Source organism: Lacticaseibacillus jixianensis, assembly GCF_003946485.1.
GTDB classification, from domain to species: domain Bacteria; phylum Bacillota; class Bacilli; order Lactobacillales; family Lactobacillaceae; genus Lacticaseibacillus; species Lacticaseibacillus jixianensis.
Genome location: NZ_RHOJ01000003.1, coordinates 101,786 through 118,095, shown reverse-complemented (window position 1 = coordinate 118,095; position 16,310 = coordinate 101,786). Strand labels below are relative to the sequence as shown.

Sequence of the window (16,310 nt, the reverse complement as noted above, 5' to 3'; positions counted from 1 at the left end):
AATTATAATGTGCCTTAGCACTCTTAATCTCTAAGTGCTAACTACACTAGATACTATACCCAATCAGATTAGCAATTGCAACCCCTAAGTGCTAATTCTGCTATACTACATTTATTCGCAAGCGGCGAGGCGCGCAGGCCCCTCACCGCCGCTTCAGGGAGGTTTCCTATGTCTTTACAAAAACATGCGGTGCAGATCCTCGGCCTCTATCTCGGGGTCCTGCTCGGAAGTATGCTCATCTTACATCTGTGGCCCGGCGAAAGCGGGCTCTGGGCCACGACCGGTTTAGCCGTCCTCGGCGCTTTGATCGCGTGGCGGTGCGACCGCCGGCTGGTGGTGCCGAACACCATCGAGGCGCCCGGGGTGGCTAGCGCCCAGACGCGGGTGGTGTGGGGCGTGTCCGGTGTCGCTATCGTGCTCATCGTCGAGCTGCTCGGCACCTGGCTGGAAGCCGTTCTGTTTCGCACCGCGGCGCCCACGCTGACCCAAGCCACCTCTGCGCTGCACAGCGTCCCCTTTTACGCACTGGCCCTAGTGTGGGCGTTGCCAGTTCTGGAAGAGTATGCGTTTCGCCGGGTCATTTTCGGCAACCTTGCGGGCATCACCAGCGTGTTCGGGGCGGCGCTGATCTCCGGCTTACTGTTCGCGTTAGCCACTGATCCCGCGCACTGGCTGACCGGCACGCTGGTCGGTATTACCTACGCATACCTGTACAAGCAGACCGGCAGCGTGCAGACGCCACTGATCGCCCACATTGGCATGCTGGCACTCACGCTGGGCTACGCGATGTGGCACTGAAGGATTAGTTAAAGCTCCGTTAAAGTCAGGCGCCCCGCAAATCCCACCTCACCAACGCGGTATACTAATTTTAAACTGATGAAACGAGGCCCCTCATGGACAGTCGCGTCACTCGCCGGCAGAGCCAAAAACCGCACCGGCCGCTTTTTAAAATCATGATCCTGATCGTCACCACGGCCCTGGTGGCCTTGGGTGCTTACGGTTTGCGCCTGTATTCGTTGACCAAGTACGCAATGAACTCGACTTATCAAGGGATCGGCACCGAGGACGGCAGCGCCGGTACTGTCGCGCGGACCATTCAGCAGAAAAAGCCGTTCGCGGTGCTACTGCTGGGCACCGATACTGGTGCGTTCGGGCGCAGCGACACCGGGCGCTCCGACACAATGATCGTGGTGGTGGTCAACCCGCAAAGCGAGAAGACAACCATGGTTTCTCTGCCGCGTGACACGGCGGCCAAGATGATCGGCACCAAGTCGTTCAACATGCAGAAAATCAACGCCGCCTACGAGATCGGCGGCTCCAAGATGGCGGTCAACACCGCCGCTGCCCTCGTAAACGTGCCGATCAAGTACTACCTCACCGTCAACATGGGCGCCCTGGAAAAAATTGTCGATGCCGTGGGCGGGGTGGACGTGAACGTCGCCTTTTCCTGGAGCGACCCGCACGTGGGCAGCTACCACTTCACCAAGGGCAAGATGCACCTGGACGGCGGGCAAGCACTCGCCTACGCGCGGATGCGCCACGCCGATCCGCAAGGCGACTACGGCCGCCAGAAGCGCCAGCAAGAGGTCATCAAGGCCATTGTCAAGAAGGCACTCTCGACTGACACGCTGAAGAACTTCGATCAGCTGCTGAAGACCGTCTCCAGCAACATGCAGACCAACCTCTCGTTTGCGGATATGATGGCCCTGGTGCAAAACTACCGGGGCGCCGCCAAGACGATCAAGTCCAGCACACTGCAGGGCCACGACGCCCTGGTCTACCCCGGACCGGCCTCTTACCAGATCCCGGCCACGGCGGAGCTGCAGCGCGTCTCAGACCGCCTGCGCGCCGCCCTGGGCCTCAGCAAAGAAACCATCAATAACCAGAACGTGCGCGAGAACAACGCCAATCAGTCCTTCAACTGGGACAATGCGGCAGCGCAGACCTATGTGATCTACAATCCAGACCTATGAAAACAAAGGCACCGAGACGGCAGGATGCGGTCTCGGTGCCTATTTTTGCAAGGTGCAAAGACTTAACAGGCTTAGGGGGAAGCCTAGTCGCACCCCGCCTAGCTGTCGACCGCTTAGTTCACGTGCTCCATGCCCCGCACGGCGGTCGCGAGAACCGGCCAGAACTGCCAAACCAGCCCCAGTCCAAGGCCAATCAGCGCCAACAGGATCGCAGAATCAACGGTCATTCCGCGGCTGGTCATCTTGCCAAAGTTGAGGATCATTAGCGCAGTGGCCAAGGCGATCAGTGGCCAGCGGAGCGCCGGTGCCGTCAGTAATGCCCGTCGCCGCTCCAGCGAGATGCGGGCGTACAGGCTCATCCCCAGCAAAGCGGCGCCAATGGCTAACCCGGCGGCGGCAGCAACGACCCACCAGTAGGTCAGCCCGGGGGTAAATAAACTGCCGCCAGTCCCTAGCCCGGCCGTCAGGAAGCGCCAAATCAGCGTTGCGCGCTCCAACGAGTTATTCAGTGTGGGCACTAACAGGACCGCCACCACCGCCAGGACCAGCGGCTTGCCAATCAGTTGCCCCAGCAGGTGACCGATCAGAAAGGCGGCCACGGTCATGACCAAATTATACAAGAGGATCAGGGCCAAGCTTTGCCCATCGAGGTTGATCAGCCTGGCGGGATACGTCAGATAGTACGTTGCCACCAGCACGCCCGGTACTGCTACGCTTAAACCTGCAACCACTGGCAGGAAAAACCGCATTTTGGCCCAGTACAGTTTGCGCCTAGCAGTCCCGAGTCCCGCCAGGAAGCGGTCAAACCCGGAAAGGCCGTCCATTGCCGCGACCAAGATGCCGACCGCGTAGACTGCGAGAATAAAGTAAAGGTTGACCGTGATGCCCCCGTTTTCCGCCGGCAGCGGGTCCTGGCCGTAGTTGAAGTAGAGCTGGTAGCTATCCCTGAGAAAGGCTGAGTACGTCAGCTTTTCTTCGGTATCGCCTTCCTTGCGCTCCTGCCGCACCAGCCGCTTCTGACTACTCAGAAATTCGGTCTGGGTCGGCCGCGCCGCGTAGCTGTGGGCCCGCTGCGCATAATTCGCGCCAAAAATTGCAAGGGTCAAGCCCGCCGCCAACACGAGTAATATGAGTAGGTTGCGATAACGAATACGCATCAATTTTCTGTCATCAACCATGGCGCACCTCCCCTGCGTACTCACTTCTAAACAGATCACTGAGCGAAAGCGGCAGCACCTCCATCAGCACCGGCTGGGCAGCCGTCAGCGCCGCCTTGACGACTGACGTGTACGCAGGGAAAAGCGCGGTGATCACCCGGCCCTGAATGTTCAGGATCTGACCCCGATCACGCACCACGGCCGGGATCTGATTGGTCGCAAAGACCAGTTGCAACTTGGCCGCCTCACTGCGCACCTGCTCCAGCGCCACCGCCCTGCTGATCGTGCCGCGCTTGAGAAACAGCACCCGGTCGGCCAGCCCGTCCAACTCGGCAAGGTCATGCGAGGCGATCAGAAACCCGCGCTCGCCGGCGGCCACTTCTTCGATCACCGCCTTCACGATCGTCTCGCGGATAAACAGGTCCAACCCGTCGAAGGGCTCGTCCAGTAAAATCAAGGGCACAGCGCTGGCGAGGTTGAGCGCCATCACCACCAGGGCCTGGTAGCCCTTAGACAGCTCACCGTAACGCTTGGTTAGCGGCAAATCATTGGCCGCCAGCAGGCTGCGGTAACGGTTTTGATCAAAGTGCGGATACCCCGCAGCATAATATTGCGCGATCTTCGCCAAGTTCATCCGCGTGAAAAACACCTCAGTGGGGTCGATGTAGATCAAGTTTTGACGTGCTTGCGGCGCCTCGGCTAAATTGCGCCCATCAATGGCCACCTGGCCATGGTCAGCGTGGTACTGATCAACGAGCGTCCGCATCAGGGTCGTTTTACCTGCCCCATTGCGCCCCACCAGGCCGACGATCTCGCCGGTTTGCCAGGTGAAATCGAGCTGGCTCAGCACCTGTTTCCCGGCAATTGTTTTGGCAAGGTGTTGTGCTGTAAGCTTCATGCTTGTCCCTCCTCAAAATGCGCGTTCAACCACGACTCGAGCTCCATGTGGGTGACTCCGGCCGCCTTGGCCGACACCACTGCCGCGTCAAAGGCCGGCCGCACGCGCCGTTTCTCCTCGCCCGTGGCGGCCGTCTGCGGGCCGATAAACGTGCCTAGCCCCGGCCGTACTTCGATCACCCCTTGAGCCTCAAGCACCTTGTAGGCCTTAGCCACGGTGTTGGGGTTCAGCTGCACCGCTTTGGCCATGTCGCGCACCGAGGGCAGCTTCTCCCCGGGGGCGCGAACGCCCTGAACCACGTCCTGTTTGATCTGGAGAACCAGGCGCTCATAATACGCAAGTGCTTTGTAGCGTGGATCATCCATCCTCGCACCGCCTTTCTGTACTACGTGTACTATTATACGTGGTACACTAAAAAGTGCAAGAAAAAATCCAAGCTTCGCGAAGAAACTTGGATCCCCTGGTTATTCGTCTTCGTCGGTATCCTTCAGCGTCGGGCCGTAGTGGTCGAGGAAATAGATCAGCGTTTGCAGCTCGGTCGCGAGATCCACATTCTGCACGCGAACGTAACCGGGCACCGAAATGCGTAGCGGCGTGAAGTTCATGATCCCCTTGATGCCCGCCTTGACCAGGTCGTCAGTGATCCCCTGGGCCGCGTCGGTCGGCACGGTCAGGATGACGATCTCGATCTGCTGCTGGCGCAGTTGATCGGCCAAGTCACTCATCGGGTAAATGGGCACGCCGCTTTGAATGGTGCCAGCAATGTCTGGATTCACGTCGAATCCGGCCGAGATGCGAATGTTATTCGCCTGGCGGAAGTTATAGTTGAGCAGCGCGTGCCCCAAATTGCCGACCCCGACCAGCGCCACGTTGGTCAGCCGGTCTTGGTTCAGGATCTTCTTGAAAAATTTAAGCAGGTCCATCACGTCGTAGCCGTACCCTCGCTTACCCAGCGCGCCGAAGTAAGAAAAATCACGCCGGATCGTCGCCGAGTCGACTTTGACTGCCTCACTCAGCTCAGTGGAGCTGATCTTGGTTGTCCCCGAGTTCGCCAAGAAATTAAGGTAGCGGTAGTACAGGGGTAGGCGCTTTGCCGTCGCTTTTGGAATCATTGTTTCAGCCATCAGTCGTCCTCCGTCTCCGTTCTGACCGGACCTTAATTTGTGAAAAGCCCGGCATACTTATGTTTCGATAGTAACCGCTTTTAGCCTTGAAAGCAAGCATCATCCCCCTGCTTGCTCACTATTTTTCACGAGCGAAAGGAGTCGTTATGTTAAACTGAGAGCAGACGATTCGCGCCCATTCGGGCAACGCGGCGCTGCGGGTCCACCCCGAAACGCCCCCAAAGGTTTACCGCCGTTTCCTGCAGCGCGCGAAGTAAGGAGCAATTTGACCATGATCATCATGCAAGCCCAAGGGGTCGGCCGCACGTTCAACGGCACGGACCTGTTCACGGGCATCAATTTAGAAGTTCAAACCGGCTCGCGCATTGGCCTAGTTGGCCCCAACGGGATCGGCAAAACCACCCTGCTGGAGATCCTTGCCGGCCTCAACCCACCAGACGCCGGCCAGGTGACACTGGCTCACGACATCTCCATCGGCTACCAGGCGCAGGACTCCGGCCTGGATTCCGAGCGCGGGATTTTCGCCGAGCTGCTCACCGTGTTTGCCCCGCTGATCGCGATGGAGGACCGGATGCACGCGCTTGAGGCGAAAATCGCCGAGCCCAGCCTTGCTCAGGACCAAGCCGCCTTCGACCAGACGATGAAGCAATACGATCAGCTGCAGCATGATTTCCAGGCCCAAAACGGCTACGGCTACCGCGCAGAGATCCGCGGCATTTTGCACGGCTTCAACTTTCCCGAAGACACCTGGGACATGAAGGTCGCTACCCTTTCCGGCGGCGAGCGTGCCCGCCTGGCGCTGGCCAAGCTGCTGCTGGAAAAACACGACCTGCTGATCCTCGACGAGCCGACCAACCACCTGGACATCGATACGCTGGGCTGGCTGGAAGGCTACCTCAAGGGTTACGCCGGTGCGATCCTGACGGTTAGCCACGACCAGTACTTCCTTGACCACGTGGTGTCCGAGATCTACGAACTGACCCCCTCGATGGCCGTGCATTACACCACGAATTACTCTGGTTACCTCAAGCGCAAGGCGGAAAACAACGCCCTGGCCTGGAAGGCGTACAACAAGCAGCAAGAGGAGATCGCCAAGCTGCAGGACTTCGTGGACAAGAACATCGTCCGCGCCTCCTCGACCAAACAGGCTCAGGCGCGGCGCAAGCAGCTGGAGAAAATGGTGCGTCTGCCGCGGCCAAGCGGGGCCGAGAAGAAGGTCCACTTCCACTTCGCCGCCGAAAAGACCAGCGGCAATGAAGTCCTCAAGGTGCGCGGTGCGACCATTGGCTACGAACCAGCAGCGCCCATGGCCGGCCCCATCGACTTTCAGGTCAACAAGCACGACCGCATCGCCGTGATCGGCCCCAATGGTGTCGGCAAGTCCACCCTGCTAAAAAGCATACTCGGCCAGATCCCGTTTCTCGCCGGCACAGCGCGGTTTGGCACCAACGTCGAGACCGGCTACTACGATCAGGATCAGCACCAGCTGCACTGGGACAAAACCGTGATCAACGAGATCTGGGACGACCACCCGACCATGACCGAGCAAAGCGTGCGCTCGGCGCTGGCCGCCTTCCTGTTTGACGCCGGTGACATCGAAAAGCGGGTCGGCGATCTCTCCGGCGGGCAAAAAGCCCGGCTAGAGCTCACCAAGCTGGCACTGCGCCACGACAATTTCCTGATCCTCGACGAGCCGACCAACCACTTGGACATCAACTCCAAGGAGGTGCTCGAGGACGCGCTGGCCGACTTTGACGGCACGGTCCTGTTCGTCTCGCACGACCGGTACTTCATCAACGAGCTGGCCACCAGCATTGTGGCCATCACGCCGACCGGCTCCGACCTGTACCTGGGGAACTGGGACTACTACCAGGAGAAGCTGGCAGAGGTCGAGGCGGCGAAGGCGGAGGCCGCCGGTCAGCAGCCCGCTGCCAAACCGGCCAACGCTGCCGCGGTCGACTATCAGGAAAGCAAACAGAACCAGCGCGACCTGCGCAAGGTCCAGCGCGAAGTGGCCAAACTCGAGCAGCAGATCGACGACCTCGCCAAGGCCGCCGAGCAGATTCAAACCGCCATGGCGGCGCCGGACGCGCTGAGCGATTACGTCCGCATGCAAAAGCTGCAGGCGCAGCTGGACGAAAACCAGCAGCAGTCCCAGCAAGCCGAAGACGCCTGGGAGGAAGCCAGCCTGAAGCTGGAAGAAATGCAAGATGAAGGTTGACCCACCAAAAAATCCAAGCCAGCTGGCTTGGATTTTTTAGGTCGCATCAGGCGTGCTGAAAGTTCAGGTTCGGCACCGCGTTGAGCGTTTCGCCCGCGAAGTGCTGCTTGGCCAGCTCGATGTGGGCGGCCGCCCCGATCATCGCCGCATTGTCGCCGGTGAGTTTGACCGGCGGAATGATGACATCGATGGCCGGAAATTCCTTCGCCAGCCGGGCGATCATTGCCTCGCGCAGCCCCAAGTTGGCCGCAACGCCGCCGGCCACGACCAGCTGATCCACTGGGTGCTGCCTGAGCGCCTGCACGGTTTTATCGACCAAAACGTCCACCACCGCGGCCTGAAAACTAGCAGCTAAGTCCTCATGGCTCAGCGTCTGGCCGAGCTGATCCGCATGGTGCACCGTGTTGATGAAGGCCGACTTCAGCCCGCTGAACGAGAAATCAAGATTATCTTCGCCGTCCATCGCGCGCGGAAAATGGAACGTGTCCTGGCCCAGGTGGGCCAACCGGTCGACTTCCTTGCCGGCCGGGTAGGTGATCCCAAGGACGCGGCCAATCTTGTCGTAGGCCTCGCCGGCGGCATCGTCGCGGGTCTCGCCGATAATGCTGAACTCACCAGGGCCGGTCACCATGACCAGCTCGGTGTGGCCACCGGACACCATCAGCGCCAGCAGCGGGTAGTTCAGCGGCTTGACGAACCGGGCCGCGTAGATATGACCCGCCATGTGGTTCACTGGGATCAGCGGCAGGTGGTGCGCGTAAGCCACCGTTTTGGCGGCCGTCACGCCGATCAGCAAGGAGCCGACCAGCCCCGGGCCATAGGTCACCGCCACGGCGGTCAAATCCGGGTACCCCACCGCAGCCTGACTCAGTGCCAGGTCGATGCAATCGGTGATCTGCTCGACGTGGTGGCGACTTGCGACCTCAGGCACCACGCCGCCAAAGCGCTTGTGCGAGTTGATCTGCGTCGCCACGATGTTGCTTAAGATTTTCGTTCCGTCCTCGATCACCGCCACCGACGTTTCATCGCAGCTGCTTTCAAAAGCGAGGATCAATTCGCGCTTACTCATGATTGTTCCTTTCTATACCAAGGACTTCCGCATATCCATTGCGTCGCCGTGCGTGCTGACGTAGTACCCGCGGCGGATCTCACCGTCCTGAAAGCCCAGCTTGTGGTACAGATGCTGAGCGACCAAGTTGTCCGTCCGCACCTCCAAGGTGATCTCACGCGGCCCTAGGTCCTCCGCCTTGGCAATCATCAGCTTCATCAATGCCTCGCCAATCCCGCGCCCCTGATACGCCGGCGTCACCGCAATGTTGGTGATGTGCGCCTCGTCTTTGCCGAACCAGCACCCGATGAAGGCCACCATTTGCGCCTCGGCAAACAACACTAAATACAGCGACCGCTGAGTCTTGCGCAGCTCAGACAAAAACGCGAGCCGATCCCACGGCGTGTCGTGGTAGATTGCCTTTTCCAAGTCAAGTGCCGCATCGATGTCGTCGTTGTGCATGCGGCGCAGCTGAAACCCCTGGTCTCCGATCCGCAGGGTCTGCGGCGGAAACGCGAGCGCCTCTGGCGGTTCGTTGTCCAGCCACTGTTTAAACTTTCTGAACATAAGGTGCGTGCCCCTTATCATCGTGCGTCTTGAGCCAATTCGTCTCCGCTTCCGTTAAGCGCAGGTAGCGCGGCACAAAGCTGGTAATGTCCGCTGGTGCCTTGGTTGCGCCTAGCATCGCTAACCGGCCAGCCCGTGGCAGGTTCGTCATCGCATCGCCAAAATGGGCCGAGGCGCCCAGCCGCGCCTTGATCTGGTCCGCAAACTGCGCCACGTCGCTGCCGACAAAGGTGCTCGGCTGGTGAAGCAGCCGCAGTTCCGCCAGCAGCTGCGCGAGCGGCAGGTGACGATCCGCCACGACGTTGACCAATTCCCCGTTCAACCACTGGTAGACCCCCGCGAACACGTTCTGGCGGCGCGCATCCATTAATGGCACGATCAGGTTCGTCGTGGCCACCGCGCCGGCCGCCAACACCGCCAGGCTCGAAACGCCGACCAGCTCGAGCTGTAACGTGTCGGCCAAGGTCTTGGCGGTCGTCACCGCGATTCGCAAACCCGTATAAGAACCTGGGCCATCCGCAACGACCACGCGATCGAGCGCCGTCGGTTCAAGTCCACTCAGGGTCATTAGGCGGTCAATGGTCGGCAGGAGCTGCTCGCTGTGCGTCTTTTTACGGTTCAAAGTCGATTCTGCCAGCAACTGGCCATCCACCATCACCGCGACGCTCATCGCCTGGTTGGACGTATCCATCGCAAGGATCTTCATTGCGTTACCCCCGTTTCTAATCGGTCTTTATTCTAACATTTAATAGCGATTTGCCAAACTGGCGCCAAAGAAAGGAAAACCCCGGCCAATTTTCCTGAAATTACCAAGAAAGTTAGCCGGGGCGCGAGGCGCGGGGATCGAACGCACACTAAGGACACCATCCCTTGCGAAATGGTGTCCCGACCCTCGGGGTTGCCCCCGGGGGATTTATCTTTCCCGGTTGCCCGGGCCTACTACCGCCTTGTCGTTGCCGCCAAGGGTCGCTGTATTCAGTTAGGAGTGGTAGTAGCGTCCTGTCATGCGTCCTGAAAGGACCCCATGCTATTCACATGGTCTTCGTCGCCAAACCGATCGGAAGGCTCAGCATGCCTGATCTCCCCCATCACTGGGGTTGGACTGTCAGGCAGTTTCCGGGTGACTCTGCCGGGGTTGTTCCTTCCTCGCCCTCCCATCATCCGCAAACAGAATAACGCGAAATGAAACCGCTGTCAACTAAATTGCAGTGAACCTTTTTCATCCTGTCATGACAGGCTTTCTTCTGGACGATTGCCCCTCCCAAAACGAAAAAGCGGCCAGCAAATCGCCTGTTCACAGAAAAAATGCCCGCCTACTTAAAGACGGGCATTAACCAATTGCTTGAGCCGACGCGGATAACGCCCACACCGCTAACTTTACCAAGCACCTCGCGACTGCACTCAGTACTCACCATCATCGCTGTCAGCGCGACTAGGATCGCCGACTGCCGCCTTGTTTTCGTTGGCATTATTGTCGTAAACCGGGCTGAACTTCCCCGCGGTGCCGGCCATCTTGAACTGGCCATCGCTTTCGACCATCGTTCCCGTGTCATTAAAGACCTGGGTGCGATCGTCTCGCTCGTCGGTGTACACAACTTTATAGATCAGGTCGTAGTTGACCGCCCAAGTGCTGACGCCCGTCTGGGTCACCGACCGCACATTGGCAGTCCAGTCGACGGACAGGACGTCATCGCGCTTGGCGTACTGGTCAGCCACACCCTTGAAGAACTGATAGGCCGTGTTCTTGTCAACGTTGCCTGAAAAGTCGTCGGTGTCTTCGAACGTGCCGGAACTGTAGCCGTTGTACATATTGTAGATGATGTTGCTCAGGACGTTCTTGGCGTCGTCCTTGGACAGCGCGTCCTTGGCCGAAAGGCTCGTTTTCGCGTGCCAGGTCAGATCTGAATCGACGAAGTGGTCAGCCGGATCGTACTGCCGGGAGCGGACGGCGCCGTCATCGAACTTCTTTTCGACGTAGAACTTAGTGCCGGCCATGTAGCCCAGCGGACCCACCTTCAGCTTGCCGTCTTTGATGGTCCCGAGCTTAGCGCCATTCGTGTCGTACAGGGTGCCGCCGTCCAGCTGACTCGTCACGTTAAGCGTCAGGGAAACAAAGTTAAAGGGAACCGTCGTCGTCCCGTTGTCATCCCCAATGTTGACCGTTTGTTTGGCCTTAAGCGCCTTGCCGTTCAGCTTGGTGCTGCCGCTGAACTGGTAGCGGCCCGGCAGCAGTCCCGTCAACGTCTTCTCGCTGCGTGCGCTGGTCGTCTTCAGGACCGTCTTGCTGCCCTGCTTGATCGTCACCCCACTGCGGGAGGCCGTCAATTGCAGCCCCAACCGTTCGTCAGTGGTCAGCGCGTACTTAGGAAAAAGCAACCAGTACTTGCCGGACTGCTCAAGGCTGAAGTGGCCAAACGCGGTGCGGCTCTGGTAACGCAGCTCGTCCACGAACTGGTCGGCTTGGTGCGGATTGGCCTTGAAGTAGGCCGCCAGCGGCTTGACGCTGGCCTCGCTGACCTTGACCGTCGGGTCGCTGGCCACGACGACCTTGCTCAGTTGCCCGGCATCCCCTTTGCGGACCGCCGTGAAGATGCGCGTCATCTGCTTGCCCGGGGCGTAGTAATTCTTGAGGGCAAAATAGCCCGCCCCCAGCGCGACCACCAAGACCGCCGCCAGCGCGATCAGCCCCTTGGTTTTCTTCTTCATCGGTCGCGCCGGCTGCCGCCGCATCGGCGTGGGCTGCGGCGGCGTGGTAGACGGCGGCACCGTCTGCTGAGGGCCAGGCTGCGGGCTCGCTTGCCCCGCAGCACCAGGAGCGCCGGCGGAAGATGCGCGATCGGCGGCGGAAGACGCCGGTGGCACCGCCCCTGCCGCCTGCTGGGTCTCACCGCTGGCAGACGCTGCCTGCTCGGCCTGCAGCTTTGCCCCGCAAACCGGACAAAAGAGGTCATTCGGCGAGACTTTAGCCCCGCAGTTGGGGCAAAATTCTTGCGTTTCACTCATCCCAGCCGCCCCCTAGAGATTGCTAAGCATGCCGAAAAGCGAGCTACCAAACAGCATGAACAAAATGATGTTCACAATGCCGGTCACCATCGTGATCAAAAACAGCAAGTACTGCGGGTCCATCCCCCGGTAAGTCGGCTGGGTCAAGGCCATCTGGAAGAACGCGATGTTTTGCAGCGCGTACTCCGCTCCGATCAGCAAAAGAATCAGCGGCAGCCCCATTAGGCCAGAGAGCAGCCCGATCACGGCGGCGATCGCGCTCAACAACAGTGCGGGAGAAATGCGGTACGCAAATTCAGTCAAGCCTTCGAGGTACCCACTCGTATCACCGCTGATCACGCGCTTGCCTAGCCAGGCCGAGGTGGCCAGCGCAATGCCGATGACAATAAACAAGATCAGCATGCGGAACCCAGTCCCAAAGATGGCGCTGCTAGCAGTTGAACTGGCTTCCTGAACCTGACTGCTGAACAGACCGCCTACGGAACTACTGAGGGAACTACCGACCGAATTCACAGTATTTGCCAGTGGCCGAATGACCGCGATCATGTTGAACAGTCCGATCAGCCCAATGCTGAGCAGGCCAAACCACTGACTGCTGGCTTGAACCGGCCGGCCAGGGTGCTTGAACCCCGCAACCAGCCAGGCCCAGTAGCCCTTTCCCAACGCCTTCGCTTTTTCCAGGTTCTCGTTTGGTTGCGTCGGCGCGCTCGCTGGAGTTGGCCCGGGTTGGCCAGTGCTTGGCTGGCTTGGTGCAGGCTGGCCAGCAGGATCCGGCGCCGAGCCCGGCGCTGTCATCGTGAATTGATAGCCGCATTTTGTGCAAAATTTTGCATCCAGCGCTTGCTCCGCGCCGCATTGTGGACATGTTTTCATATTACTCACTCCTCCAATGACCCAATAATGGCGAACAGCGATTATCCCCAACCGCTGCCGTTCAAAATTATTCAGACAAAAAAATACCCATTCAAAAAGTTTCCAGAAAACGTTACGAATATGCAACTAACGTTATGAAACACTTTTCAATGGATCGGCCGATTACTTTTTAAAATGTAAACCTTGTATATACACCCATCATGATACCCCCACTCCCCGCCTTTGTCCAAGAAAATATTAATATTTTCACAAAGTTTTGTGGGCCCGATGACGCGGCCATGCAAAGCGCCATTCATGACCCCAGGCTACCATGCCAAGCGGCTATGTCAGCGGGCCCGCTAAGTGCGCGAACCCTGCGCACCTTCTAACTGGTCTTCGAGTCGCCAACGCCCGAGCGGCTTGATCAGCTTGTAGCGCATAGCGCGTACAAGCTGACATGCGGCAGCAGCTACGCTCCAAGCCTCGCCGCCAAAGTACGGCGGCAATGCCTGGAGCTGGGCTAGCTGTCGGGCTAAGACCGTCGACCCTGCGCACCTTCTAACTGGGCTTCGGGTCGACAACGCCCGAGCATCTAGCTACGCTCCAAGCCTCGCCGCCAAAGTACGGCGGCAATGCCTGGAGCTGGGCTAGCTGTCGGGCTAAGACCGTCGACCCTGCGCACCTTCTAACTGGGCTTCGGGTCGACAACGCCCGAGCATCTAGCTACGCTCCAAGCCTCGCCGCCAAAGTACGGCGGCAATGCCTGGAGCTGGGCTAGCTGTCGGGCTAAGACCGTCGACCCTGCGCACCTTCACAAAAAAGGCGCCCACCGCGGGGCGCCCTTATCGTCAATGTTTAAAAGTGCGGCCGGATCCGTTCGACCCCACGCAGCGCCGCATAGGTCAGCGCCGTCTGAATCGGGATCATGATCAGATTCTTCACGGCCCGAGTGGGCAGGATCACCTGCCACTTAAAACCGGTCAGTTCAAGCCACCATGTGCCCAACCCAATGTTGACAAAAATTAGCACGATGGCCACGGGCACCAGCACCCGCCACACGGTGACCTTATGGTTATGGAAAAAGGTCCCGTAGATGAACGCAGCCAAGGCGGCGCTCAGCGTGTACAGCGGGATGTTGACGCCCCCGCTGAGCATGATGCCCACTTGGTCGGCCAGGGCGGCATCGACCGCTGCAACCCAAGGTCCTAAGTAATAGCCCATGAGTGCGGTGGCGAAAAAGCCCACCCCGAACTTGAGAAACGATGGTCCAAACGAGAACCGCTGCAAGACGATATCCATCGCCAAGAACAGGCCCATCAAAACGACGGTGCGCGTCGCTTTCATCTTGGGACCGGAAAAAGACAAGACTTCCATGGTGACAATCTCCTTTGTTGGAGGCGCCTAACGATCAGGCGAATGCGGCGTCAACACCGCGGCCCACATGGCCTTCGTCCACCGTTCACATTCCGTTCCGGTGGCACTTAACGCGTTGATGCCTACTCCTAGATTTATGGTACGCAAACTAGTCTAGACCGTTTGCTGAAAATTGCAACAACGTGTAGGCCTTCACTTGTAGGTGTCCATGAGAATTCTCACACCGAACTCTCCGTCTATTCCCGCTGCATGCCAAACTCGATTTAACTTAGGTCCGCTAGTATTGTTTCTTGTAACCAAGCGTTACAAGCCTCCGCCCAGAGGCAAGAACACCGCCTGCCCTGGCGGTGTTTTTTTATCCCAAGCACTAGTTCATCGCCGCGTGGTTGCATTCTGGCCGGCCGCCCACTAAGCTGAACCTATCAAACCCTGGAGGCAAATTTATGAAACACATTCTTGCGCTGCACACCGGTGGGACGATCTCGATGACCGAAAACGAGGCGGGCGCCGTTGTTCCCAGCACCAACAACCCAATGATGGCCGCCCCGGCGCAGCTAAAAGACATCGCCGTCACCTCAGAGGAGGTCTTCAACCTACCGTCACCGCACATCACCCCCGAGCGGATGCTGGCAATCAGCCAACGCATCCGCGAGGCGGAGATCGCCGGCATTGACGGGGTAGTGGTCACCCACGGCACCGACACGCTGGAGGAAACTGCCTTTTTTCTCGACCTCACCACCCCGTCCACGATCCCGGTCGTGGTGACCGGGGCAATGCGGTCGAGCAATGAAATCGGCGCGGATGGCAACTACAACTTTCTCAGCGCCCTGCGCGTGGCGGCCAGCGACCACGCACGGGGGATGGGTTGCCTCGTGGTCATGAACGATGAGATCCACACGGCGCGATTTGTGACCAAAACGCACACCACCAACGTGTCCACGTTCCGCACACCCAGTTTTGGCCCCATCGGCCTCGTCACCAAGGATGGGCCCCGTTTTTTCGAAAAACTCCTGCAAAAAGGGATGGCGCCGATCGACCACGTGGTGGCAAACGTCTACCTGCTCAAGGCGTACGCCGGGATGGACGGCACCTTATTCGACGCGCTCCCGGCAGAAACTGCCGGCCTGGTGATCGAGGCGCTAGGCGCGGGCAACCTGCCACCAGCGACCTTACCGGCCCTGCAGCGGCTTTTAGCCCGCGGCGTGCCCGTCGTCCTCGTGTCACGCTGCTTCAACGGCATGGCCGAAGACATTTACGACTACGAAGGCGGCGGGGTTGGACTCAAGCAAATGGGCGTCACTTTTTGCCAGGGCCTCAACGGCCAAAAGGCGCGCATTAAGCTGATCGTCGGCCTGTCGGCAGGGCTCACCGGCACGGCACTGGCGGAGTACGTCAACAATGCCGTCAGCTGAGATCACCCCCTGGGCCCTGTACCACCGGCTGGCCGCCCTGCTGGGCCCGTCCGGCTGGTGGCCGGCGGATTCAAAGTTTGAGATCGCAGTCGGCGCTATTCTGGTTCAAAACACCAACTGGCGCAACGTCGACCGCAGCTTGGCCAACCTGAAGGCGGCCACCGGCTTCGCACCGGCAAAGCTCGCGGCACTCAGCCAGCTTGAGCTGATTCCGCTGATCCGGCCCAGCGGCTTCTACCAGAATAAAAGCCGCGCCCTGGTCCAGCTCTTCGCCTGGCTAAAGGCCCGCGACTTTGCCCTCGCCCAGATCGGCGCCGGCGACCCGGCCGCTTTGCGCAAGGAGCTGCTTGCCCTTCCCGGGATCGGGGAGGAAACGGCCGACGCCCTGCGCCTTTACGTGTTCGATCAGCCCACTTTCATCGCCGACAACTATGCGCGCCGCCTGTTCACCTGGCTAAAGGTGCCGACGAAAACCTACGCCCAGTTGCAGCGTCGCCTGCCTGGGGTGGCGAGCTGGGCCCTTGCCGACGCCCAGGAGTTCCACGGTTTGATCGACAACTTTGGGAAAACCGTTAAGACTAAAGAAAATTTTGATGACAGCCCCTTAGCCGGGGCCACACTGGTGCTGGCAGACTAAAAAGCAGGCAACTTCACCACTTTGTGAAGTTACCTGCTTTTGTT

Annotated in this window: 15 protein-coding genes and 1 riboswitch; of the genes, 5 read left to right on the top strand and 10 right to left on the bottom strand. The window is 59.2% G+C overall.

All coding sequences use genetic code 11. The features are described 5' to 3' along the window. Positions 1-168 precede the first annotated feature (168 nt). On the top strand, positions 169-798 hold the full coding sequence (locus tag EKM85_RS02690; RefSeq protein WP_125584728.1) for a CPBP family intramembrane glutamic endopeptidase: 630 nt from the start codon (positions 169-171) through the stop codon (positions 796-798). A 95-nt stretch (positions 799-893) separates the two neighbouring features. After that, positions 894-1,973, top strand: a complete 1,080-nt coding sequence (locus tag EKM85_RS02685; RefSeq protein ID WP_125584727.1) for an LCP family protein — start codon at positions 894-896, stop codon at positions 1,971-1,973. Between the two features lie 113 nt (positions 1,974-2,086). Here the strand turns inward: EKM85_RS02685 and EKM85_RS02680 are convergent, their stop codons facing one another. From EKM85_RS02680 to EKM85_RS02665, 4 genes are all read right to left on the bottom strand, one after another. After that, a complete protein-coding gene (locus tag EKM85_RS02680; RefSeq protein ID WP_164510636.1) occupies positions 2,087-3,079 on the bottom strand; it encodes a hypothetical protein in 993 nt (330 codons plus the stop codon). A 64-nt stretch (positions 3,080-3,143) separates the two neighbouring features. Next, positions 3,144-4,028 (bottom strand): ATP-binding cassette domain-containing protein, encoded by an 885-nt coding sequence (locus EKM85_RS02675; RefSeq protein WP_125584725.1) that lies wholly within the window; start codon positions 4,026-4,028, stop codon positions 3,144-3,146. Beyond that, positions 4,025-4,393, bottom strand: a complete 369-nt coding sequence (locus EKM85_RS02670; RefSeq protein ID WP_125584724.1) for a GntR family transcriptional regulator — start codon at positions 4,391-4,393, stop codon at positions 4,025-4,027. The genes EKM85_RS02675 and EKM85_RS02670 overlap by 4 nt, the downstream gene beginning before the upstream one ends. Before the next feature lie 99 nt (positions 4,394-4,492). Further along, positions 4,493-5,152 (bottom strand): redox-sensing transcriptional repressor Rex, encoded by a 660-nt coding sequence (locus EKM85_RS02665; RefSeq protein WP_125584723.1) that lies wholly within the window; start codon positions 5,150-5,152, stop codon positions 4,493-4,495. A gap of 271 nt (positions 5,153-5,423) precedes the next feature. On the opposite strand from EKM85_RS02665, the gene EKM85_RS02660 reads away from it, so the two are divergent. Continuing rightward, complete coding sequence (locus EKM85_RS02660; protein WP_125584722.1) at positions 5,424-7,373, top strand: ABC-F family ATP-binding cassette domain-containing protein; 1,950 nt, start codon at positions 5,424-5,426, stop codon at positions 7,371-7,373. A 46-nt stretch (positions 7,374-7,419) separates the two neighbouring features. On the opposite strand, the gene tsaD is transcribed toward EKM85_RS02660, so the two are convergent. From tsaD to EKM85_RS02630, 6 genes are all read right to left on the bottom strand, one after another. Continuing rightward, a complete protein-coding gene (tsaD, locus tag EKM85_RS02655; protein ID WP_125584721.1) occupies positions 7,420-8,442 on the bottom strand; it encodes a tRNA (adenosine(37)-N6)-threonylcarbamoyltransferase complex transferase subunit TsaD in 1,023 nt (340 codons plus the stop codon). Between the two features lie 12 nt (positions 8,443-8,454). Continuing rightward, positions 8,455-8,988, bottom strand: coding sequence for a ribosomal protein S18-alanine N-acetyltransferase (gene rimI, locus EKM85_RS02650; protein WP_125584720.1), 534 nt, complete (start codon positions 8,986-8,988; stop codon positions 8,455-8,457). Further along, positions 8,972-9,694: a tRNA (adenosine(37)-N6)-threonylcarbamoyltransferase complex dimerization subunit type 1 TsaB gene (tsaB, locus tag EKM85_RS02645; RefSeq protein ID WP_125584719.1), complete on the bottom strand. Its 723-nt coding sequence runs from the start codon at positions 9,692-9,694 to the stop codon at positions 8,972-8,974. Before tsaB ends, rimI begins: the two co-directional genes overlap by 17 nt. Before the next feature lie 695 nt (positions 9,695-10,389). Continuing rightward, complete coding sequence (locus EKM85_RS02640; RefSeq protein WP_125584718.1) at positions 10,390-11,991, bottom strand: TcaA second domain-containing protein; 1,602 nt, start codon at positions 11,989-11,991, stop codon at positions 10,390-10,392. Positions 11,992-12,003: 12 nt separating this feature from the next. Then, a complete protein-coding gene (locus EKM85_RS02635) occupies positions 12,004-12,864 on the bottom strand; it encodes a DUF6574 domain-containing protein (RefSeq protein ID WP_125584717.1) in 861 nt (286 codons plus the stop codon). Positions 12,865-13,698: 834 nt separating this feature from the next. Beyond that, complete coding sequence (locus EKM85_RS02630) at positions 13,699-14,217, bottom strand: folate family ECF transporter S component (protein ID WP_125584716.1); 519 nt, start codon at positions 14,215-14,217, stop codon at positions 13,699-13,701. A 34-nt stretch (positions 14,218-14,251) separates the two neighbouring features. Further along, positions 14,252-14,349, bottom strand: a riboswitch (THF riboswitch). Positions 14,350-14,660: 311 nt separating this feature from the next. Here EKM85_RS02630 and EKM85_RS02625 point away from each other — a divergent pair. Next, a complete protein-coding gene (locus tag EKM85_RS02625; protein WP_125584715.1) occupies positions 14,661-15,629 on the top strand; it encodes an asparaginase in 969 nt (322 codons plus the stop codon). Then, entirely contained in the window at positions 15,616-16,266 is a 651-nt protein-coding gene (locus tag EKM85_RS02620; protein ID WP_125584714.1) for an endonuclease III domain-containing protein, read from the top strand. Before EKM85_RS02625 ends, EKM85_RS02620 begins: the two co-directional genes overlap by 14 nt. Positions 16,267-16,310: the final 44 nt, after the last annotated feature.

Coding starts and splice junctions, on each gene's coding strand:
- rimI (WP_125584720.1), bottom strand. CDS start 8,988: ATGTTCAGAAAGTTTAAACAGTGGCTGGACAACGAACCGCCAGAGGCG.
- EKM85_RS02620 (WP_125584714.1), top strand. CDS start 15,616: ATGCCGTCAGCTGAGATCACCCCCTGGGCCCTGTACCACCGGCTGGCC.
- EKM85_RS02670 (WP_125584724.1), bottom strand. CDS start 4,393: ATGGATGATCCACGCTACAAAGCACTTGCGTATTATGAGCGCCTGGTT.
- EKM85_RS02675 (WP_125584725.1), bottom strand. CDS start 4,028: ATGAAGCTTACAGCACAACACCTTGCCAAAACAATTGCCGGGAAACAG.
- EKM85_RS02630 (WP_125584716.1), bottom strand. CDS start 14,217: ATGGAAGTCTTGTCTTTTTCCGGTCCCAAGATGAAAGCGACGCGCACC.
- EKM85_RS02640 (WP_125584718.1), bottom strand. CDS start 11,991: ATGAGTGAAACGCAAGAATTTTGCCCCAACTGCGGGGCTAAAGTCTCG.
- EKM85_RS02660 (WP_125584722.1), top strand. CDS start 5,424: ATGATCATCATGCAAGCCCAAGGGGTCGGCCGCACGTTCAACGGCACG.
- EKM85_RS02690 (WP_125584728.1), top strand. CDS start 169: ATGTCTTTACAAAAACATGCGGTGCAGATCCTCGGCCTCTATCTCGGG.
- EKM85_RS02635 (WP_125584717.1), bottom strand. CDS start 12,864: ATGAAAACATGTCCACAATGCGGCGCGGAGCAAGCGCTGGATGCAAAA.
- EKM85_RS02685 (WP_125584727.1), top strand. CDS start 894: ATGGACAGTCGCGTCACTCGCCGGCAGAGCCAAAAACCGCACCGGCCG.
- EKM85_RS02665 (WP_125584723.1), bottom strand. CDS start 5,152: ATGGCTGAAACAATGATTCCAAAAGCGACGGCAAAGCGCCTACCCCTG.
- EKM85_RS02625 (WP_125584715.1), top strand. CDS start 14,661: ATGAAACACATTCTTGCGCTGCACACCGGTGGGACGATCTCGATGACC.
- tsaB (WP_125584719.1), bottom strand. CDS start 9,694: ATGAAGATCCTTGCGATGGATACGTCCAACCAGGCGATGAGCGTCGCG.
- tsaD (WP_125584721.1), bottom strand. CDS start 8,442: ATGAGTAAGCGCGAATTGATCCTCGCTTTTGAAAGCAGCTGCGATGAA.